The 21,087-nt window shown below is 46.9% G+C and carries 16 protein-coding genes; 13 read left to right on the top strand and 3 right to left on the bottom strand.

The features are described 5' to 3' along the window. Positions 1 to 4: 4 nt before the first annotated feature. Positions 5 to 4,162, top strand: a complete 4,158-nt coding sequence (locus tag AC4EG4_RS04435) for a tetratricopeptide repeat protein (RefSeq protein ID WP_490987018.1) — start codon at positions 5 to 7, stop codon at positions 4,160 to 4,162. Between the two features lie 179 nt (positions 4,163 to 4,341). Then, positions 4,342 to 4,851: a DUF6241 domain-containing protein gene (locus tag AC4EG4_RS04430; RefSeq protein WP_490987017.1), complete on the top strand. Its 510-nt coding sequence runs from the start codon at positions 4,342 to 4,344 to the stop codon at positions 4,849 to 4,851. Positions 4,852 to 4,917: 66 nt separating this feature from the next. Here the strand turns inward: AC4EG4_RS04430 and AC4EG4_RS04425 are convergent, their stop codons facing one another. Continuing rightward, positions 4,918 to 5,319 (bottom strand): DUF2512 family protein, encoded by a 402-nt coding sequence (locus AC4EG4_RS04425; protein ID WP_490987016.1) that lies wholly within the window; start codon positions 5,317 to 5,319, stop codon positions 4,918 to 4,920. Positions 5,320 to 5,445: 126 nt separating this feature from the next. Beyond that, complete coding sequence (locus AC4EG4_RS04420; RefSeq protein ID WP_490977521.1) at positions 5,446 to 6,270, bottom strand: aldo/keto reductase; 825 nt, start codon at positions 6,268 to 6,270, stop codon at positions 5,446 to 5,448. A 439-nt stretch (positions 6,271 to 6,709) separates the two neighbouring features. On the opposite strand from AC4EG4_RS04420, the gene AC4EG4_RS04415 reads away from it, so the two are divergent. From AC4EG4_RS04415 to AC4EG4_RS04365, 11 genes are all read left to right on the top strand, one after another. After that, a complete protein-coding gene (locus AC4EG4_RS04415; RefSeq protein WP_490987015.1) occupies positions 6,710 to 8,422 on the top strand; it encodes a DNA/RNA non-specific endonuclease in 1,713 nt (570 codons plus the stop codon). Beyond that, on the top strand, positions 8,419 to 9,219 hold the full coding sequence (locus tag AC4EG4_RS04410; RefSeq protein ID WP_490987014.1) for an ABC transporter ATP-binding protein: 801 nt from the start codon (positions 8,419 to 8,421) through the stop codon (positions 9,217 to 9,219). The genes AC4EG4_RS04415 and AC4EG4_RS04410 overlap by 4 nt, the downstream gene beginning before the upstream one ends. A gap of 329 nt (positions 9,220 to 9,548) precedes the next feature. Beyond that, positions 9,549 to 9,728: a hypothetical protein gene (locus tag AC4EG4_RS04405; protein WP_490977524.1), complete on the top strand. Its 180-nt coding sequence runs from the start codon at positions 9,549 to 9,551 to the stop codon at positions 9,726 to 9,728. After that, complete coding sequence (locus AC4EG4_RS04400; protein ID WP_490987013.1) at positions 9,725 to 11,143, top strand: amidase; 1,419 nt, start codon at positions 9,725 to 9,727, stop codon at positions 11,141 to 11,143. Before AC4EG4_RS04405 ends, AC4EG4_RS04400 begins: the two co-directional genes overlap by 4 nt. A 303-nt stretch (positions 11,144 to 11,446) precedes the next feature. Next, a complete protein-coding gene (locus tag AC4EG4_RS04395) occupies positions 11,447 to 12,388 on the top strand; it encodes an acetamidase/formamidase family protein (protein WP_490987012.1) in 942 nt (313 codons plus the stop codon). A gap of 177 nt (positions 12,389 to 12,565) precedes the next feature. Next, on the top strand, positions 12,566 to 13,570 hold the full coding sequence (locus AC4EG4_RS04390; protein WP_490987011.1) for a GNAT family N-acetyltransferase: 1,005 nt from the start codon (positions 12,566 to 12,568) through the stop codon (positions 13,568 to 13,570). A gap of 110 nt (positions 13,571 to 13,680) precedes the next feature. Beyond that, a complete protein-coding gene (locus AC4EG4_RS04385; protein WP_490987010.1) occupies positions 13,681 to 14,634 on the top strand; it encodes a hypothetical protein in 954 nt (317 codons plus the stop codon). 52 nt (positions 14,635 to 14,686) lie between these two features. Then, a complete protein-coding gene (locus tag AC4EG4_RS04380; protein ID WP_490987009.1) occupies positions 14,687 to 15,070 on the top strand; it encodes a VOC family protein in 384 nt (127 codons plus the stop codon). Positions 15,071 to 15,561: 491 nt separating this feature from the next. Then, a complete protein-coding gene (locus AC4EG4_RS04375) occupies positions 15,562 to 16,536 on the top strand; it encodes a N(5)-(carboxyethyl)ornithine synthase (RefSeq protein ID WP_490977530.1) in 975 nt (324 codons plus the stop codon). A gap of 406 nt (positions 16,537 to 16,942) precedes the next feature. Beyond that, positions 16,943 to 17,314 (top strand): helix-turn-helix domain-containing protein, encoded by a 372-nt coding sequence (locus AC4EG4_RS04370; RefSeq protein ID WP_490987008.1) that lies wholly within the window; start codon positions 16,943 to 16,945, stop codon positions 17,312 to 17,314. A 143-nt stretch (positions 17,315 to 17,457) separates the two neighbouring features. Then, complete coding sequence (locus tag AC4EG4_RS04365; RefSeq protein ID WP_490987007.1) at positions 17,458 to 18,639, top strand: cation:proton antiporter; 1,182 nt, start codon at positions 17,458 to 17,460, stop codon at positions 18,637 to 18,639. A gap of 47 nt (positions 18,640 to 18,686) precedes the next feature. Here the strand turns inward: AC4EG4_RS04365 and AC4EG4_RS04360 are convergent, their stop codons facing one another. After that, positions 18,687 to 21,068, bottom strand: coding sequence for an EAL domain-containing protein (locus AC4EG4_RS04360; RefSeq protein WP_490987006.1), 2,382 nt, complete (start codon positions 21,066 to 21,068; stop codon positions 18,687 to 18,689). Positions 21,069 to 21,087 lie beyond the last annotated feature (19 nt).

The raw sequence follows: 21,087 nt of genomic DNA, 5'->3' as shown, positions 1-21,087 counted from the left end.
GGGAATGGGAAGAATGACAGCTACAGAGATAACGACAGCGCAGCAGGCAGTTGAGGCAATCCGCAGGTTATGGGCGGGGCATTCGATTCGGGAATTGCGCAGCTTTTTAGGGGAACTGCAGACAGAAGAGGAATTTTACCGCTTGATGCGTTTAACGGATCAAGCGGATTTATATACGTACAGCCATTTGTTGGCGACACAGGCGCACAAACGTTTCGGCACGCTTCGGACTTTTGCATGGCAATGCGCGCGCCTGTTGGAAACCGGCCGCAGCCTGGAAGCGGAAGAGCGCATGATGGCGAGGCTGCAGGGGATTTCGTCCGGCGACGATTCGTCAGAAGAACTGGCATCGGCGCATCAATTGCTGCTGCGGGTGTTTGCCCAATTAAACCGGCTGCCGGAAGCAAAAGCACAGCTCGACCGCTACGCTGAATTCAAAGGCTTTGTCTGGCCGGACCTTCAGGGCTATTATTTTATCCACAGCGGGCAATGGCTGGAAGCGGAACAGGTGCTCGAGAAAGAATTGAGTGATACGGCAACAGAACGCAGCGATTATGTGCGGTTGTTGTATGCGGATGTGCTGGCAATGACCGGGCGGCCGAACGAGTCGCTTGCAGTGCTCGAAAGGGGACGGGAACTGGAACCCGGTACATGGACGTTCCGTGCCGACATCATCCGGACTTCCTTTTTCTTGGGGCAATACGAAAAAACACTCCAGGAAATTGCCCATTATAATGAAGAAAATCCATACCATGTGTTCCATTCGGCGTGGATCTATATAACGGCAGAGTGTTTGTACAAGCTGGAGCGCTGGGAAGAGTTGGCGGAATGGGTGCGTACCCATTCCAAACAGCTCCAAAAAACGGTTTACGGCAAAGGAGAAATCCAGCGGGACGCCAAGCGCCGAGAGTTGCGCTTGACGCCAAACATCCAGAAACTCAATTACTGCGTCCCGGCGTCACTCGCGCTAATGCTGGAAGCGTATGGCATGAAAAAAGGTCAGGACGAAATTGCGGAGCATGTGTTTGATGTGACCGGATCCGATTTGCAGAAAACCATGGAATACATGGAGTCGCTCGGATTTACGGCACGCTATTTCAAAGGAACCATCGATCTCTACAAGCAAATGATAGATGCAGGCATTCCGGTGCTGCTCAGCATGCTGATTGAAAACAGTGCGCACGTTCAAGTGGTCATCGGCTATGACGACCGGCTGCAGGCATTGATCATTCAAGATCCAAATGACCTTGGTCCGATTTTGTTGTCCTACACGGATGTTGCGGACACCTATAAATTAAGTGATTCGCTCAGCATGCTGTTTGTCACGCCAGAACAGGAAGAACTTTTGGAGCTGCTCGACAGCAGCGAGCACGATTTTTTCAACGAACTGTTCTCAATCTGGAGCCTGGAAGAAAAGGCCAAAGAAAAAAACCAGGCGGTCGATTTTCTGAAAGCCCATCCGGACGAACGCTATGGTGCGGTGGTTGGACTGGTTACGCAGTTTTCGGAAGAAGCGAAAGCTCTTCATTCCGTCTGGCTCAACAAGCTCCATCGGGATCTGGGGGCAGAAGATACCGAAGTGGCGCTGCTTGCGGCGCATATGCATTACCAAAAAGAAGAGTGGGCACAGGCGCTTGAAAACCTGTCCCGTGTAAAAGAAAAAACGTCCCCTTATGCGCTGTTTTTAAAGGCGGCGATTTTGATGAGCCGCAACGAACACGAAGCAGCCGTTCCGCTCCTGAAGCGGTCGCTCGAGCTGGATCATTACCAGCCAATGGCATACAGCCACTTGGCGCGCTGCTACTTGGAAATCGGCAAAACCTATCAGGCATTCAAATGGTCGAGCATTGCGCTCGAGCAGGAACCGTCCGACGTGTATGCCCGCATTACGCATGCATTGGTCCAATACGAATCTGGAGCTTATGACAAAGCGCTGGCGCGGTTCCGCGAGCTGTCGGCAGAACAGCCGGAAGATGGTTATTTCATTTATGAAATTGGGCGCTGTTTGCTTGCACTTGGTGAGGAAAAAGACGCCATTGCGGCATTCGAGCAGGCGCGGGACATTGATTCGACAGAGCCGTATGCCTATTTGCGGATTGCAGAAATTCACATGGAATCAAAAGACTGGACGCAGGCAGAAAGGGTCATCCGCAGCGGCATCGAAAATTGCGCAACAACCGATGTGCTGCACCAGTATTTGGGGCATATTGCCATGGAGCAGGAACAGTACAAAGAGGCGGAAACCCAATACCGCACGTCGCTCGAGCTGGATCAATCTGATTTATTTACGGTGACGCATATTGCCCATTCGCTACTTAAGCAGAAGCGGGTCGAAGAAACGGGCAAGTTAATCAGGCAGTACGCAGAATCGGGCGATACGGATTACTTTATTCGGACCGCCATGATGCTGTGGCAGGAGTCAGTGGATGACGCTGGTAAAGCGCTGGCAATCGATTTGCTGGAAAACGGCATGAACCGGGAAGCGTTAAATCTTCACGAGATGGCTGAACAGTACGCGGAGTTTGGCGAAGCACCGCAGTTCCGCGGACGTTTGCTGGATTTCTTCAAAAAATTGCGGACCAAGGCGGCAGATCCGTTATTGCTGTGTTACGAAGCGGGCCTTTACGAACTGGAAGACCATCACCGCTTTGCGCGGAGTTTGTATACGAAAGCAGTGGACATGGCCGATTTGCAGGTGGCTCATTACCAGTTAGGGCTGCTAGCTGAACAAACCGAAAAATGGGACGAAGCACTTGTTCATTACACGAAAAGTGCGGAGAGGGACGCCGGATTTACAGCTGCTCACGAGGGGCTGATGCGAACCTATTTGGCATTAGAAAACAAACACAAAGCGGTTACAGCAGCGTTGCACGTTTTGGAAAACGAACCGCTGCCGCTCGATTTGGTGGAGCTGTTCGAGCTGGTGGACAACGAAACACAAATGGCTGCAGTGGAAAGTGTTCTGCAGAAAGTATCGGTGCACGTGCCGGAAGAGTGGCTCTTGTCCGCGCAGGCTCATATGGCAGAGAAAAAAGGCGATGTGGCAGAAGCCGAGTCGTTATTCTTGCGGGCGGAAGCAGTTAATGGCGCGCTGCCTTCCCGTTATCAGCATATGCAGTTTTGTGTGCGGCAAGGCGACAAAAAGCGGGCACTCGGCATACTGGAAGCATTGATTGCCGAGCATCCGGACGAAGAAGGATTTTACGGAGAATACGTCCGGTTGTTGGCGGAGATGCGCAAAACCAACGATCTCCACAAACGTTTGAAAAAACGGCTGACAGGTGAACAGCTGGCAATGGCGGAAACCTACAGTGCCGACCACTTAGTCGAATGGGCAGACGCGGAAGACGAACAACCAAAAGGCTTTTTTGGCAGGCTGCGCGACAAATCGCGGAGCATCATCATGTTCTCCAACACCATTGCCCTGTACCGGGATGCAGCCAAAAACTTCAAAGACAGTGAAGTGCCGGTGCTGCACCTAGCGGAATTTTACATGAACCGCGGAATGGCGGAAGAAGCCGCTCGGGCATTAACGCCATTCGTTAAAGAGACAGGGAATGTGGGTGCGGCCAAACTGTTGCTGCAAGCGACCATGCAAAGCGCCAACACCAAACAATCTGAAAAACTGCTCCAAAAAGCTTGGTCCATGGCTCAAGATTTCCAAAAACAGCAGCCTCTTGATTTTGAAATTCAGTTGTGGCAAGGCGACATGGCCGCAATTTTCGAAGACATCGAGCAAGCGGAAGCGTATTACGAGCAGGCGATTGCGTCCAATCCCTACCATAGCGAAAGCTACGTTCACCTGATGCACTTGCTGGCGGAGCACCGGCCGGAAAAAGCCAAGCGCTTTGAAAGCCGCTTGCCGGAAGAATTGCTCGTCAACGAATGGATCCTGCTGTCGCTCGCGATGATGGACATTACAATGGGCGACAGCGCTGCTGCGACCACGCGTTTGCTTGCGCTGCAAGCCGAAGAACCCCGTTACTTGCCGGCTGATTACGAACTTGCTCGCGCCGCCATGAAATCCGGTCAATCCCGGCGTGCCAAAGAACTTCTCAGCCAACTGTTCCATAAAGAAGGTGGCGAGTTGTTTATTGAATCGGCAGTGGAAGAAGAACTATTTGAAGAGATTTTGGAAGAAGTTTTGGCTGTAGGTGTTTAGGTTGCCTTTAGTAAAAGAACGCCCTCAATGAATTTCAATGAGGGCGTTCTTTTAGTTTGCGCAGCCGGTTTTCGTTGATTCTGGTAAAAAGGTTGAAACTTGTCCGGTGTTTCTTCATAATTGGATGGGTATAAATTCATAAACGGATGAAAAAGCAGTATGTCAGGAGTTGCAGGAAAATGAAATTATTAGTAAAAACAATTGGAATTACCTTTGGGATATTGGTTTTGCTGGCAGCAGCCGGCTATTATTTTGTCACACAGCATTCATCAACAGATGGTGAAATAACCGAAGTGGCAGAAGAAATCAAAGGCCGTGATAAACAAAAAGTCGTGGCAGAAAAAAGTGAAACAAACAATGTAGATGTTGATATGGAAGAAGGGCAGCTGCAAATCTACCTTCATCAAATGACGCATCAAAAAGTTGCCGCTGCTAAAAAAATAGGTGCGGTCGAGATGACGCCTGAGAACATCGATAATTTGCTGACGATTGTCAGTGCCAACAAAGAGTACTACGAACACGGTGAGTTTTACGAAACTGCGTTAACGGCCTGGAAGCAAGGTGATTTCTCCAATGCCGTTGATGTTCACAACACCATCTGGGATTGGCAAAATGGCACGGTCGGCCGGGCAACTGGATTGATGAGTGCTGAACAGGAACGTGTTTTTGTGCAGGAGAATTTCAGGTGAGAATGTTTTCATAAGAAAGAGGGGTTTCCTATTGCTGCAACAGGGAATCCCTCTTTCTTAGATTTTTTATCTTTTAGCCGGTTTGTAATTATTGTACTCAGGTACCACCGAACGATCGACATACAGATGGAAAAACCATTCACCGCCTGAAATAACCAATGCAGAAAGCAGTGCTGGTGTGGCCATTTCGAAATTCTGGCCCGTCAATAGCCAGCCAATCAGCCAGATGGTTAGGAATGCCGTCACAAAATCAACTAGGGTCGCAATGGTATTGCGCGAGGACTGATTTTCAGGACGTCCAGCGTTCAAAAAAATCATAATGTCGCCCATTGCATAGGACAATGCGGTCAGCGCGAGGCTGATCAGCAGCGTATCGGTAAACGCTACATCAAAGCCTAGGGTCAAGACAACTAAAAGAACAGCGGTGACCATTACAAATTTAATGCCAAGTGCAAGTATATGTCTCAATGGCTTTCCTCCTTCAATTAAGTTCTGTTACGTGGAACTTACCCGTTTATCGGCAGGAGTATGCCAGAAGTTGAAAATAACAGAAAAAGCCGCCTCTTCAAGATAGAAGAGGCGGCTCTATACTAATTAGCGTACATTCATTTCATTTGGGTGAGCGCCTTTTCGGCGGTCTTTGTTTAAGCCATCGATGTCATTCATTTCAGCCTCTGTCAGTTCGAAATCAAACACATCAAAATTTTCTTCGATGCGTGACGGCGTGACAGATTTCGGGATGACAATCGTGTCGTTCTGCAAATGCCAGCGCAATACAACTTGAGCCGGTGACTTGCCTTTAGCATCCGCGATTTTCTGGATGGTTTCATCCTTCAATACTTCGCCGCCCTGGTCAAGAGGGCTCCATGCTTCCACAAAAATATCATGCTTCGCGCAGAATTCTTTTAATTCGTTTTGTGCCAAGTAGGGATGGCATTCCACTTGGTTTAAAACGGGTGGTATTTCACATTCAGCGAGCAAACGCTCTAAATGCTCAACTTCAAAGTTGCAAACACCGATCGATTTTACACGGCCGTCTTTGTATAATTTTTCTAATGCTTTATAGGTATCGACATAGTTATCAAATTCTGGAGTTGGCCAGTGAATCAAGTACAAGTCAACATAATCGAGGCCAAGGCGCTCGAGGCTCTCGTCAAATGCACGCAAGGTATTTTCATAGCCTTGGTCAGCATTCCAAACTTTCGTTGTGATAAACAAGTCTTCGCGCGGCACGGAAGTTTCTTTCAGCGCTTTGCCGACGCCTTTTTCATTCTTGTAAATCATTGCAGTATCAATAGACGTGTAGCCCGTTTCGAGTGCTTTCGCAACTGCTTTAGTCGCCTCATCGTCTTCGACCTGCCATACACCAAAGCCTAATTGCGGCATTTTTTTCCCACTATTTAATGTAACAAAATCCATTTAGCATTTCTCCTTTTGTTGAAAATTTGGTTAGGTTAAGTGTTTACCCATTAGTTCGGAACTCTAAGCATTTATTTTAAGAAGATATTGAGCTTGAAGTGGAACTAATTATCGAAATATAATTCGCTAAGCTAAACTGCGATCCACTACAGCAGAAATGCGATTCACTACGTACAAACTACGATCCACAGCAGCAGAAACACGATCCACAACCTCAAAAATACGCTTCACAAGCGGCCAAGCGCAGTCTAGCGCTTGCCGGCTTTGGGTAACCAAGTGCTCTTCAGCCTCATCGAACTGAAAAAACTATTTTTTAGAACGTGCGTTCCTATATTGAGTGTGTTAAGCTTTTCGTGAATACAATTAATAGAATATTATAATTTTTATTGAAAAATTTAGTTGATTCTTCGGAAGGGGTTGGAAAAGGATGTTCAAAAATATGAAGCAAATCGAACAGCAGGCTATGCAGCGGTATTTGCAATTCGAAAAAGAGCACCGAACAGAGACGACTACAGAAAAGATGCTGACGCGCTCGAGCCTCATCAATCACCACGACAATTTGGCAATGGAGCGCATCATCAACAAAAGCGATTTGTTTCCGATTGCGCATTTGCAGGCGGGGCTAAATGTCAACAAAGCGGTGTGCCGCATTTCGATCCGCAGCCGTTCGGGGCAACTCGAAAGCTACGGCACCGGATTTCTCGTAGCGCCCAATTTGCTGTTGACGAACAACCATGTACTGGAAACAAAAGAAGCGGCGATGTACGCGGTAGCGGAGTTTAATTACGAGGACGATGTCCAGTTCAAACCGCTTGAAATTATCAGCTTCCGGCTGGATCCCGAAGCCCTTTTCCTGACCGATGAGGCGCTTGACTTTACGCTCGTAGCAGTAGAGGAAGATAATCTCCACGCGATTCCGCTCACCGGTTTTGGTTATTTGCCGCTGCTGCCAAAGCCGGGGAAAGTTCTCGAAGGCGAATACGTGACCATCATCCAACATCCAAATGGCGGTCCAAAAGCCATCACCATTCGCGAAAATGAAGTCAAGTTTATCTCTTCCGATTTTGTTCAATACCTTAGTGACACCGAACCAGGTTCCTCCGGATCACCCGTGTTCAATGATCAATGGGTGGTCGTTGCGCTGCATCATGCGGGTGTGCCGGATCCAGAAGACAATGCCCGCTGGATTGCCAATCAAGGCATTCGCATCAGCTCGATTATTCATCACCTCAGCGAAAAGCGCAGCAGTCTAGAAGGTGTTCGCTCGCGCAGGCTGCTGGATGGGCTGCTGGATGTGGCCATGCCGGGATCGGCCAAGGAACCGATGAAAGTGGGCGCATTGGAAGCTGATTGGTACGCAGGAGTTTCCGGCTACGATCCGGCATTTCTCGGTGCTGGATTTGGAGTGGAACTGCCTCTTTTAAGTGAGGTACAGCTGGAAGATGCAGCCAAAACTTCTGAAGGCAAGGCGGTTCTGGATTATAGCCATTTTTCCATTGCCATGAGCAAGTCACGCCGCCTTGCTTTTTTCACGGCTGTCAATATCGATGGCTCGCAACTCGTTGACGTCAAACGGGGCAATGACCGCTGGTATTTTGATCCGCGCATTGACGAAGACTATCAAATCGGACCGGAATTTTATCAATCAAATGATATCGACCGGGGACATTTGGTGCGCCGGCGTGATCCAAACTGGGGAATTGATGCGGTAAAAGCCAATGAACACACATTTCATTTTACCAATTGCGCACCGCAGCATAAAGATTTTAACCAGAAAGCGTGGCTCGATTTGGAGGATTATTTGCTGGACAATGCGCGCGAATCCGGCATGAAAGTTTCGGTGTTCACGGGCCCCGTTTTTCGGGAGGACGATGTCGCTTACCGCGACGCACAGATTCCGGATCAATTCTGGAAAGTGGCGGTGATGATCAAGGACGGCATATCGCTGTCAGCAACTGCCTATTTGCAGACACAGGAGAATTTAATCGGTGGAAATCTGGAATTTATCTACGGGCAGTTTGAAACGTATCAGGTTCCCATCGCACAAATTGAACAATTGACCGGTCTCGATTTTGGCAAGATTCGGGAAGCCGATCCCCTGGCGATGGGAACTGTGGCTCATGTTCGGCGCCGGGAGGACATTCGTTTATGAAAAGGATTGTGGAACTCGAAGGCGTGTCTCGGAGAAGAGATGACAAGTTGGTGTTAGATAGCGTCGACTGGCAGATTCAACCAGGCGAGCATTGGGTGCTGTACGGATTGAATGGCGCCGGCAAAACCTCGCTGCTGGATTTAATCAACGCCTATTTTTTCCCGACGGAAGGAAAGGTGACGGTGCTGGGATTGGAGTTTGGCAAAACCTATTTGGCAGAAAAACTGCGCAGCCAAATTGGGTTTGTCTCAGCATCTGTGCAGCAAAAGCTGCCGATTTATGACAATGCTTACGAAGTTGTATTGAGCGGAGCATTTGCTTCTCTCGGCCTCTATCAGGAAACGACCGAAGCCATCGACCAAAAAGGGATCGATATTCTGCGGGAACTCGGCTGCCTGGACTACGCCAACCGGGATTACCATACGCTGTCGCAAGGCGAAAAACAGCGCGTGCTGATTGGGCGCGCATTGATGGCCGATCCGGAGCTGCTCATCCTCGACGAGCCGACAGCTGGCCTCGACTTTATCGCCCGCGAAGAATTGCTCGAGTCGATTGCGGCTATTGCCAAAAACCCAGAGGGGCCGACCATCATTTACGTTACCCATCATATAGAAGAAATTATGCCGGAATTTACTAAAACCCTGCTGCTGAAAGCGGGCAAAGTTTTCGCTTCCGGCGACACCGTTGACCTGATTACCAGCGAGCGGCTATCTGACTTTTTTGATGTTCCGGTAAATGTTTTCTGGAGCAACGAACGTCCGTCGCTGTCAAAAGTCCGAAAGCCAGTAGATGGCTAAGGGCGGGGTCCCAAGAGAACCTGGCTTGGGACCGAAAGTTCGTAGTGGAAAGCGCAGGCTAGCGCTTTCCTAGGGATTGGGCATTCAAGCGGTTTTTCGGGCTTTGGAAAGTATTTTCCTCGCTATAGAAAGTGTACTAATTTAAATGGAAAAATATCCTCCAAAAAAGACATAACCCTTAAGTGCCAAGACAAAATCTTGTGCTTGAGGGTTTATTTTGATAAAAATCCCATCTAAATAGTCAGAACTATCTGCGAACTGTGATAAACTGTCGATAGACATCCCAGATTCTCACATGCTTTAAAATCATCCAAATGGGAGGACTTGTTATGGCACAAGGCATTCACAAGATTTTAGAGGAACGAGGAATTCAGGTACCAGAGGCACATCAGGAAATGCTCGCGCAGCAAATGCAAGCGGTGCAACAATTGCGCAACACCGTGGACAATTCACAGCTGAAGGATTTTGACATGGCGCTGACGCACGTACCAGGAGGTGAGCGGCCATGAATGAAGAACTAGCAGCTCAATCTATCGGAGAATTGGCACCTAAGTTGCGCGACAAGCAGGTGTCGCCTGTTGAACTGACCGAAGCAGTGCTATCGAACATCGATGCTTATAATGGCGAGATTAATGCTTTTATTCGCGTGCAAAAGGAACAGGCGCTGGAATCGGCGAGGCAGGCGGAGCAAGAAATCCAAAGCGGCAACTACCGTGGCTTCCTGCACGGCATCCCGATGGCGCTGAAAGATATTTTGTATTTTAAGGATGAGCCAGCAACGATGGGATCGAAAATCCATGAAGGGTTTATTGCGGACTTTGACGCAACGGTAGTGTCGAAACTCAAGCTGTCAGGTGTGACGTTTCATGGCAAACTCAACATGCACGAATATGCGTGGGGCGCGACAACGACCAATCCGCATTACGGCGCCTGCAAAAATCCATGGGACCTCAGCAAAATTCCGGGCGGTTCAAGCGGCGGTTCGGGAGCAGCAGTCGCTTCAGACATGACAATTGCCTCGCTCGGCACAGACACTGGCGGGTCGATCCGGATTCCGGCATCAAGCTGCGGCATTATCGGGTTGAAGCCGACGCATGGCCGCATCAGCAAATACGGCTGTTTTCCATTGTCATGGAGCCTCGATCACATCGGCCCGATGACAAAAACCGTTTTTGACGCTGCGCTCCTGCTCGAAGTGCTCGGCGGATACGACCCGAAAGACCCGACTTCAGTCGACCGGCCGACTCAAAACTATTCGGGGCAGTTGAACGAAGACATCAAAGGCATGGTAATCGGCATCGAAGAAGATTATTTCTTCAAAAATGTCGACAGCTGTGTCAATGAAGCCGTCCAAAATGCGCTGCAGCAGTTGGAAAAGCTTGGTGCACGAATTGAGCCGGTCCGGATTCCATCCCTGGCACAAGCAGAATTTGCGGAACTCGTTACGATCACGACTGAAGCGAGCGCCATCCATCATGACAATCTCGTCAAACAGCCGGAAAAATTCGGTGAAGACGTTCGCTTCCTGTTGGAAGTTGGTGAACTCATGTCCGGTGTTGATTACGTGCAGTCCCAGCAAATCCGCCGCAAGCTGAATCTTGAATTTGCTGCGGCTTTTGAAAAAGTGGATGTTCTTATCTCGCCTACCTTGCCATTCTTGTCGCCGCCAATTGGTGCCAGCACTGTTGATATTAATGGACAAGCGCTGAGCTTCTTGGACGAAGTCATCCGCTTTACAGGACCGGGTAATCTCACCGGGTTGCCGGCGCTAAGCATTCCATGCGGTGTCCGTGATGGATTGCCGATTGGCCTTCAAATCATGGGTCCCGCTTTCCAAGAGGAAAAAGTTCTCAACGTTGCGTATGCGCTTGAAAAGCTTGAGCTGATGAAAGGCCAGACGCCGAGTTTGAAGCTTATCGGATAACTCGTTGCGGGTGGCAGACGATTCACTGGATGCGAAATACGACCCATAGCGGATAGAATACGTTCCGCAACAGGAAAATTACGATTTTAAGTGGAAAGCGCAGACTTGCGCTTTCCCGGGTTTGGATATTTAATCAGTTTTTGTTCTGTAAAGTAATTTGATCCTTATAGAAAGTATTTGGGCCCAAACAGAAAGTATTTGCAGCCATATAGAAAGTATTTTCCCGAAAACAGAAAGTATATCCATTTAACTGGAAAAAAATCGCCCATTCTACACCAAATAAAACCCGAAAGGATGAAAAAAGTGGCAAACACACATAAATTTCCGGAAGACCGCGTGCATTACACGTGGGACAAAGATCCGCAGCCGGTCCTGACGATTGACAGCGGAGACCAAGTCGATTTTTCCACACGCGAAGTGGCCGACAATCAATTCAATAAAGATTCCAAAACTGAAGATATTGCCGGGCTCGATTGGGCAAAAGTTTATCCGCTCGCGGGGCCTGTCGAAATTCGGGGAGCCGAACCGGGAGACACGCTGGAAGTGGAAATTCTGGACTTAACTCCAGGAAGCTGGGGCTGGATGGCAATTTTGCCGGGACTTGGCTTATTGCCGGAAGAATTTCCGGATGCATACTTAAGAACCTTTGATCTAAGTGATGGTGAGTTTATCCAGTTTAGCACCAACATCAAAGTGCCAATCACGCCGTTTCTTGGTACAATGGGCGTCGGTCCAGCAAACGCTGAGGGACAGGCCATTATGCCGCCCGGAACATTTGGTGGCAATATGGATACGCGGCAATTGACCATTGGCACGAAACTGTATTTGCCGGTGCAAATTGCGGGTGCCATGTTTAGCTGCGGGGATGCCCATGCAGCACAAGGCGACGGCGAAGTTTGTGTTACTGCGCTTGAATGCCCGATGCAGGCGTCGTTGAAATTCCGCATCATCAAAGGCAAGACGATTCCAGCGCCTCAGTTCCAAACCGCTGGCGCCTTGACGCCAAAAGTCGATCATAAAGGTTTTTACGGCACAACTGGAGTTGGACCCGATTTGATGGAAGCTTCGCGCGACGCCATCCGCGCTATGGTAGACCATATTTCCAAAAACTATGGACTCGAGCCTAAAGATGCTTACTTGTTATGCAGCTTATGCGTAGACCTAAAAATCTCGGAAATCGTTGACGCCGGCCAGTACATAGTCAGTGCCGTACTGCCGCTTGCAGTATTTCAAGAAGATGAATAATGGAAACAGCGCTGCCAAATCTGGCAGCTTTTTTTGTGTTCATTAATTTATTTGGTAAGTTATCTTAATTATCTGTATTATTTGCAAATAGAATGATAAAATAACAGCAAGTTCATAAGTAGCAGTATTCATGCAATAAATTCCTAAAACAATTCCACTACGAAAGAGGTCCTCTGGATGAAAGATATTTATTTTGAGAAAAATTATGGGCGGTTATACGAAAAAATTGAGAATGGTGAATGTGAGGAGTTTATTTTTCAGCATGCGCTTGGGACGGTTAAGCACTTATTCATCCGACGTGAAATTCCGATTAAGTTGGAGGGGCGGACATTTTACGATTTGGTGACTCCTTATGGATACGGTGGTCCGCGTATTGTCAGTGGCAAAGAGGGAGCCAAGGAAGAGCTGGTATTTGCTTTTCAAGAAGCGTTTGGGGAATATTGCCGTGATGAGGGCATTGTATCTGAGTCTGTCCGTTTCCATCCGATACTTAAAAATCACTTGGATTTCAGCTCCTGCTACGAGCTTAGCTTTAAGCGTAATACTATTCAAACTCGTCTGTCGGATGTAGAAGATCCAATTCTAACGGAATACTCAGCTTCGTGCAGACGGGATATCCGCCACAGCTTGAAAGCTGGTGTGGAATACCGGGTGATCGATCATCCGGATAGCCTGGAAGATTTCAAGCAACTGTATGCGTCGACGCTGCAGCGCAATGATGCCGACGCGGTTTACTATTTTGATGATGTGTATTTTCAAAACTGCATCGATTGGCTTGGTGATTACTTAGTGGTTGTCGAAGTGGTTTATAAAGGCAAGATTATTGGGATGAGCCTGAACTTTGTCTGTGGCGACTTTATTCACGTCCATCTTACCGGCACTCTTCAAGAGTTCCATCAGTTGTCGCCTGCCTATGTTTTGCAGTACGCATTGGTGCTCTGGGGGAAAGAACAAGGCAAACAATTGATCCATCACGGCGGTGGCCGGACCGGTGAACCGGATGACAAGCTTTACTTGTTTAAGAAAAAATTTGGGCGCCATAAAGAGTTTGAGTATTTTACAGGTCAAAAAATTTGGAACCTGTCAGCGTTTGAACGGTTATGCAAGTCTGTGAATGCTCCACTAGATGCAACACAGTTTCCGGCATACCGATTTCATCAAACCACTGTACCGGTAAACTGACTCTCCAAATTCTTTGATGTTTTTATTGTGTATTTTAGTGGATGCTTCGTCTTGGTGAGGGGGGTTCAAGCCTTTACTAAAGATAGTTACAAAATAGGGGGAAGTTTTGCATGAGAGAAATAGGCGGCTATTTTGGGTTGGATGATCTGGTCAGCAATGAGTTTTATGATAGCTTGATCCGGCTGAATACGGGACGGAATACCTTGCTTTACTTAATGAAAGCGCGAAAAATCACGAAATTGCACATTCCATATTATTTATGTGACTCAGTTAGTACGCTTTTAGAAGAACATGACTACAATTTTGAGTATTACAACATTGACCAGGAATTTTTACCGATTTTTGACAAGAAACTGGAGAAAGACGAATTTTTGTATATTGTCAATTTGTATGGACAGCTGACGACAGAACAATTGCTGGCACTCAAGCAGCATTTTGGCCAAGTGATCTTCGATTATAGCCATGCTTTTTTTCAGGAGCCGCTGGCGGGCGTCGATACGATTTATTCCTGCCGTAAGTTTTTTGGTGTCCCGGATGGTGCGTATTTGGCAACGGATGCCATCTTGCATGAAAATCTCGAGCAAGACATGTCATCCGATCGCTTAAAGCATATTGTGGGCCGCTACGAAGGGACGGCTTCTGATTACTATTCTGATTTTCAGCGGAATGACCACGTTCTCGACGCCACACCACTGCGGACCATGTCGAAGCTTACGCACAATCTAATGGGCGCCATTGACTACAAACGGGCGCGACAAACAAGAAACGAAAACTACATCTACTTGGAGCAGCAGCTGGGTGCTGACAATCCACTCAAGTTGACGATGCCGCAAGGGCCTTTTGCCTACCCTTTATTGGTAGAGAATGGCTTAGAAATTAGAACACGTCTGACGGACGAACAAATCTATATTCCGCTGTTGTGGCCCAATGTTATGAAAGACTGTCCGGAAGAAAGCATCGAATACCAATACGCTGCTAACATTTTACCGCTGCCATGCGATCAGCGTTATGGGCTGGAAGAAATGGCTTATTTGGTGGACTTGTTGAAAAAAGAATTAGTTTAAACTATCATCCGAACAAGTTGTTCTGAAGTTTTATAAAAAGGGAGTTTGTGCCATGACAGAAGAATATAAAATTCAGCCTGGCTCCATCATTTCAGCCGATTTGACCGTTCATCACGCAGAAGGGGTTCGTGATTTCTATAAGGAAGTTGTTGGCTGGCAGCACAGCGATTTTCGGATGGGGGATTACGCCGATTATATGATGAACACACCGGATGGCAATCCGGCAGCTGGTATTTGTCATCAAGCAGGAGTCAACGAAGGGTTGCCGCAGCTTTGGATTGTCTATTTTGCGGTAGCCGACTTGCAGCAAAGTTTGGAAATGTGCCGGAATCGCGGCGGAATTGTTCACCGCGAACCGCAAGACAGCATCACTTCTGGAAGCTACGCCATTATTGAATACCCGGCCGGCGCTTTTTGCGGATTGAGTCAGACCTAAGCAAGAAGAATGGAGTGATTCGGGCCAGCTGGCAGTGTACTCAAATAGCGGATAACTATCTGGCAGCATACATGAAACTAAATCTTTATTCAGAAAGCGCGATGGTGCGCTTTCTTTTTTTGGCATTAAGTCATTATATAAAAAATCCAATATGCCGACATAGTTATCAAAATAAATAAAACAACAAAAAAATACAAGGAAATTGAAGGTATAAGTTGCTTAGTTAGGTTTCTTAAACAAGTAAAAATGCATCTTGAGAGGAGTAACTGCTTGTATGTGAACGCTTTCTTTATTTATTTCATTTCCTTGTGTCAAAATGCTTATATTATCGCTGATCTATGGTATGATGCCAAATAGATCAGCTATACGGAAACGATATTAATATATTAACTCACTCGACAATTTATGAGGGTTGTCCGGTCGATTCTGTATGAAATGTCAATTATCAGCCGATCAGGATCCAGCAGCATTCATCAATTGGAGGTTATATTATGTACACAATCGGATTTGTTATCAGCCACAAAAACAACGAAAAAAGAAGAGCGCTTTTGCCAAAGGACATGCCAAATATTAAAAACATCGGGCAGTTGTATTTTGAAATCGGCTATGGCGATGCGCTAGGCTTTTCGGACGCTGAGTACGAAGTTTCCGGTGCGCAATTCGTATCACGTGCAGAAGTGCTGCAATGCGACGCGATCGTCGATGTGAAATTGGGCAATGCGGATTATTTCGATCAGTTGACGCCAGGCAAACTATTGGTTGGCTGGGCTCATGCAGTGCAGGACATTGCGTTTACGGATGCCGTGCTGGCAGGAGACCACACCGTAGTTGCCTGGGAAGAAATGTTTGAAGACGGCCGCTATATTTTCTATCGTAACCGCGAAGTGGCCGGGGAAGCGGCAATTCTTCAAGCCTATCAGTATTGCGGCAAAATGCCGTACGAAACAAAAGTGGCGGTTCTTGGAAATGGCCATACGACCAAAGGGGTACTCCGCATTCTCCACGGCCTCGGCGCCGATGTGGATGTATACGGCCGCAAGCTGGAATCCTTGTTCATTAAAAACATGGGCAATTACGACGTATTGGTCAACTGCGTGATGTGGGATACGACGCGCACGGACCGCATCATCTACAAAGAAGATTTGAAACGCTTGAAAAAAGGCGCGATGATTGTCGACGTCAGCTGCGATCCGAACATGGAAATTGAGACATCCCGTCCGTCGACCATCGATGATCCCGTCTACACAGTAGATGGAATTATTCATTACACGGTGGACAACACGCCGGCGATGTTTCCCCATACTGTGACAAAAGTATTGAGCGAAGGATTTTCACCGATTGTTGATAACTTTGTCGAAGGCAATTGGACCGACATGATCCGAAATTCCGTCGTGATCGAAAACGGCTGCATCATCGACCATCACATTAAAGAGTTCAGAGAAGCCAGAAACCTGTTAGTTAAATAAAACATAAATCTCGTCCTGAAATCACTGATTTCGCAGGACGAGATTTTTCTATTCACTCACAATTGCTTCGATACGTCTATTGCTAAACTTACTTTGAACTTATAGAAACGATTAGCTTGTCTTTTTCTTCCTTTAGTTTGCGAATGATCGGCACAACCATTGCAGCAAACTGAAGAATAATAGCTCGCTGAAAAACTGGTTGCTTGGGAATCATAATACCTATATTTCATTATTAGGTTGTTACATTGTTACTAATACAAAAATCTAATTTATCTAAAATTTCAGTTTTTTACTAAGCACTCAGGCTCAATTGTTAGAATACGGGCACTTTAGGGTTTTCAAAAGCTTTGTAAGGGAATAATATAGGTATTGTATAACAATCATGGATAAGAAAGGGGCGCTTAACGTGAAGCAGATCGGAGAGAAGTTAAAAGGCTTGAGAGAACAAAACGAATTAAGTGTGGATGATTTGGCCCTAGCATTGGGCTTTGCAAAAACAGTTGTTTGGGGATACGAAAGCGGCAAAAAACAGGTGAGCGTCTCTCATCTGCAATTATTGGCCGATTACTATAAAGTAACAATGGATTTTTTATTAGAACGGGATGGAGCTTCCAGCAAGCTAGATTTAATGCGGATTGCTGAGTTAGACTCTATAAACTTGATAGTGGATGACCAACCAGTAAATGATGAAGAGTTGGCAGAAGTCGCATCCTACCTGCAAGTCAAACGCCGTTTGAAAGAAGAGGCTGAACAATTGCAGAGCCGATCAGGAACGTGAGAGAATATTATTAATACAAAAAGGACAACCTATAACATTGGGTTGTCCTTTTTGTATGGTAATGAATTCTGAGCTGCCGTTTTAAAAATGAACATTCAGGGAAGAAGGACTCGTAGAAAGCTTGAACCTTGGAGGGATTTAATATGTCTGCGGCACTCGTCACCATCTTATTGTGCATCGGCTATTTGGTGTTTACAATTGATAAAAAACAAGAAAATTTTCCTGTACCCGTTGTGCTGTTATTAATTGGTATCGGATTGTCCTTTATTCCTTATTTTGATCGTGTGGAAGTGACAGAAACGTTGATTTATGACGTCTTTTTGCCCGGGCTTTTATTTGTTTCCGCTTACCAGTTTTCAACGGAGGCTTTGCGAAAGAATGCGGGTGTTATTGGATTGCTCAGTACAGTGGGACTGATTGGCTTGGTCGGACTGGCAGTCTACTGGCTTGGCGGCTTGTTCTTCTCTGTTTCGCTAATAGGGGCGTTAGTCATCGCAGCCATTTTGGCACCGACAGATCCAGCATCGGTAGTTTCGATTTTGAAAAAATCAGCACCTGACAAAAGCATCGCCGATATTGTGGACGGAGAATCCATGATTAATGATGGCACCAGTATTGTTTTGTTTACGGTCTTGTCGGGCCTGTACATGGAATCAGCATCCATTGATGGGTGGTCTATTTTAGGTGAGTTTGTTTCTGTATCAGCAGGCGGCGTGGCTCTAGGCATCACAGTTGGTTGGTTGTTGAGCAAAGCGGTGCACATCACCCACCACCGCGATTATCAGGTCATGCTTAGCATCGTCTTGGCCTATGGTGTTTTTCAATTGGCTGAAAGCTTCGGATTTTCTGGCGTCTTAGCTACGGTGTCCGCGGGCATTATGCTATCATGGGAGTTTTCCCATACCAACAAAGAAGACCATTACCGGGAGTCGCTGTCCGGCTTTTGGGGTGTGGTCGAACCTTCGCTCTTGTCGTTGTTGTTTTTACTGATTGGCATCAAGGCGACGCAGTATTTGGAGTGGAGCAACTGGATTTTGGCCATTCTGATTTTATTCTTCAGCATCGCTATTCGCTTTTTGATCGTCGGAGGTACGTTCAAACTGCTTGGCAGCAGTAAGCAAGATGCGGTATGGAAAAAATCGCTGCTCATTTCCTGGTCGGGCATCCGGGGTTCCATGTCAGTCTTCCTGCTGCTTCAATTAGGGGCTATGGCAAGCGGCGCAGCAGATGAGTTGATTTCGCTTAGCTTTTCCGTAGTCATCTTGTCGCTAATCATTCAAAGCTTTGGCATCCATCCGTTGTCAAAATTACTGAAAAGCAACTAAAAACAGCCCGCTTCCGGAATTCAAGCTTCCGGAAGCGGGCTGTTGTTTTAAACTTTTAGATAGAGCTCTTCAATTTTCTCAGGAAGCAATGGCTTTTGGAAATAATAACCTTGGGCCTGGTTGCATTTTTTGTTTTTCAAAAAGGTTAACTGTTCCAGTGTTTCCACACCTTCCGCAATGACGTTCAGCTCCAGGTTGTGGGCCATTTGGATAATGGTATCCACTAATGCCGCATCTTTCGGATCGTTGTGAATGTTGCGCGTAAAATGCTGATCGATTTTTAGCGTATCGACAGGGAATAACTTTAAGTAGCTGAGCGACGAGTAGCCGGTACCGAAATCATCGATAGACAATTGAATGCCCATGGCTTTTAGTTCCTGCATTTTTGAAATGGCTGAGGTAGCACCTTGTATGATGCTTTCCGTCAATTCCAGTTCGAGAAATTCGGGGGCTAATCCTGCATCATCCAAAGCCGAAGTGACCACCTGTGCAATATTACCATGGGAAAACTGCTTGGCTGAAATATTGACTGCCATGCGGAATGGCGGCAATCCAGCATCTTGCCAATCTTTGTTTTGCTGGCAGGCCGTTCGGAGAACAAATTCACCGATATACAAAATCATACCGTTTTCTTCGGCAATGGGAATAAATTCAGCTGGTGAGATCGGTCCCCATTTGGTGTGCTGCCAACGCACTAAAGCCTCGACACCAATGATATGTTCAGTTGCAATATCAAATTGCGGTTGATAATGCACAGTAAATTCACCGAGTTCCAAGCCTTTTCGAATGCTTAAGGCAATTTTTGATTTGCGTGACACCAATTCATTCATTTCGGAAGTGAAAAACTGGAAATGGTTTTTGCCTTCCTCTTTCACCCGGTACATGGCGATATCCGCACTTTTTACCAGCGCTTCCGGATCCTTTCCATCTGCAGGGAACAGGCTGACCCCGATAGATGGTGTGGTGAAGATTGCCTCATTGTTGACGATAAATGGTTTGTTCAGGGCGTCGAGAATTTTTAACGAAGTTAGTTCTGCTTTAGAGTAATCCGCATTTGGCAGCAGCATAATAAATTCATCACCGCCAAGTCTGGCCAGTGTGTCGGTTTTGGAAATACATGACGTAATGCGTTCTGCAACATCGAGCAGCAGGCGGTCGCCTGTTTGATGGCCGTACGTATCGTTGACGAGCTTGAATTGGTCGAGGTCCAAATAGAGTACAGAAAGCACCGTTTCGTTTTCAATAGCCTGAGCAATTGTCGAATCCAGACGGTCGGTGAATAATCGGCGGTTTGGCAAGCCGGTAAGTGAATCCAGGTAAACCAAGTTACTGATTTTTTCTTCAGCAGCTTTTCGATCGGTAATATCCCGAATAATCAGGCTGTAGTATACTCCTTTTGCTGTTTCCCAAGTACCGGTAGAAAGCTCGACAGAAAGATGGGTGCCATCTTTGGTAACGCCGATCAGTTCAAAGGTTTTTCCGAGAAGTTGAGCAGGATCCATCGGTGTTTCTTTGCGTTGATGAGATTTTGGGAAAATCAGCCGGACATCCTGGCTGATGATTTCTTCTTTGGCATAGCCGAAAAGACATTGTGCACCGTAATTCCATTGTGTGACCAACCCTTGTGCATCTGTAACAATAATGCCATCAGTAGCCGATTCAATGACCGACAAGAACTGGCGGTCGTATTCATCAGACAAGGATTTTACTTTGGTTTCGCTGCGGATGCTCAGGACCGCACTTGCCAGAATCAATGCCAGGCCAATACCTACATTAAAAGCCGTATAGTTGCTATCTGAGTTTCCAGCAGAAGTTTGGAAATAGCCAGCTTCGAACTTTATTGCAGCCATGCTAGTATAATGCATGGCCGAGACACTGAGAGTAATCATGGTAGCGTTTGCCACTCTGAGCCAGAAAAAGTCTGGTCGGCTGCGTGAATAAAACAGCAGAAATATCAGCAGGAGAGAAGAGGCCAAGGCTGCCAACACCGACAGACTAAACAATAGTGAATCATATCGCATAGCAGCATCAAGTTGAATCGATGCCATCCCGATATGGTGCATCGCCAGGAGACCGGAGGTAATTAAAAAAGCACCCACCATTACCTCGAATTTTCGGATCGCAGGCCTGTTGGCAATAGTAAAGGCGATGCCGCTAGCAAGCACCGCGGGAAAGATGGACACAACGATAAGCGGTGTATTGTAAATGGCTTCTGCAGAAAAATGACTGGCAAGAATTCCGATGAAATGCATGGCCCAGATGCCGACGCCCAAAACAATCGAGCCGATCAGGAACCATTTTGTCTTTGTTTTGCCAACTGCAGCAAATAAGATGCTGTTTATATTCAAAGCGACAAACGCCGATATAAAGATGACAAAAATAGACAATAAGATCAAAGGCGGGTAATAAGAGATAGGCTGAAAATTCAATTAGTCCACACTTTCTTTG

It is taken from the genome of Planococcus sp. TJ-201, from assembly GCF_058268495.1.
The sequence above is the reverse complement of the archived record's forward strand: the minus strand, read 5'-3'. Positions and strand labels throughout refer to the sequence as shown.

Coding starts and splice junctions, on each gene's coding strand:
- AC4EG4_RS04400 (WP_490987013.1), top strand. CDS start 9,725: ATGAATGAAGAACTAGCAGCTCAATCTATCGGAGAATTGGCACCTAAG.
- AC4EG4_RS04385 (WP_490987010.1), top strand. CDS start 13,681: ATGAGAGAAATAGGCGGCTATTTTGGGTTGGATGATCTGGTCAGCAAT.
- AC4EG4_RS04420 (WP_490977521.1), bottom strand. CDS start 6,270: ATGGATTTTGTTACATTAAATAGTGGGAAAAAAATGCCGCAATTAGGC.
- AC4EG4_RS04410 (WP_490987014.1), top strand. CDS start 8,419: ATGAAAAGGATTGTGGAACTCGAAGGCGTGTCTCGGAGAAGAGATGAC.
- AC4EG4_RS04380 (WP_490987009.1), top strand. CDS start 14,687: ATGACAGAAGAATATAAAATTCAGCCTGGCTCCATCATTTCAGCCGAT.
- AC4EG4_RS04405 (WP_490977524.1), top strand. CDS start 9,549: ATGGCACAAGGCATTCACAAGATTTTAGAGGAACGAGGAATTCAGGTA.
- AC4EG4_RS04375 (WP_490977530.1), top strand. CDS start 15,562: ATGTACACAATCGGATTTGTTATCAGCCACAAAAACAACGAAAAAAGA.
- AC4EG4_RS04435 (WP_490987018.1), top strand. CDS start 5: ATGGGAAGAATGACAGCTACAGAGATAACGACAGCGCAGCAGGCAGTT.
- AC4EG4_RS04365 (WP_490987007.1), top strand. CDS start 17,458: ATGTCTGCGGCACTCGTCACCATCTTATTGTGCATCGGCTATTTGGTG.
- AC4EG4_RS04390 (WP_490987011.1), top strand. CDS start 12,566: ATGAAAGATATTTATTTTGAGAAAAATTATGGGCGGTTATACGAAAAA.
- AC4EG4_RS04430 (WP_490987017.1), top strand. CDS start 4,342: ATGAAATTATTAGTAAAAACAATTGGAATTACCTTTGGGATATTGGTT.
- AC4EG4_RS04415 (WP_490987015.1), top strand. CDS start 6,710: ATGAAGCAAATCGAACAGCAGGCTATGCAGCGGTATTTGCAATTCGAA.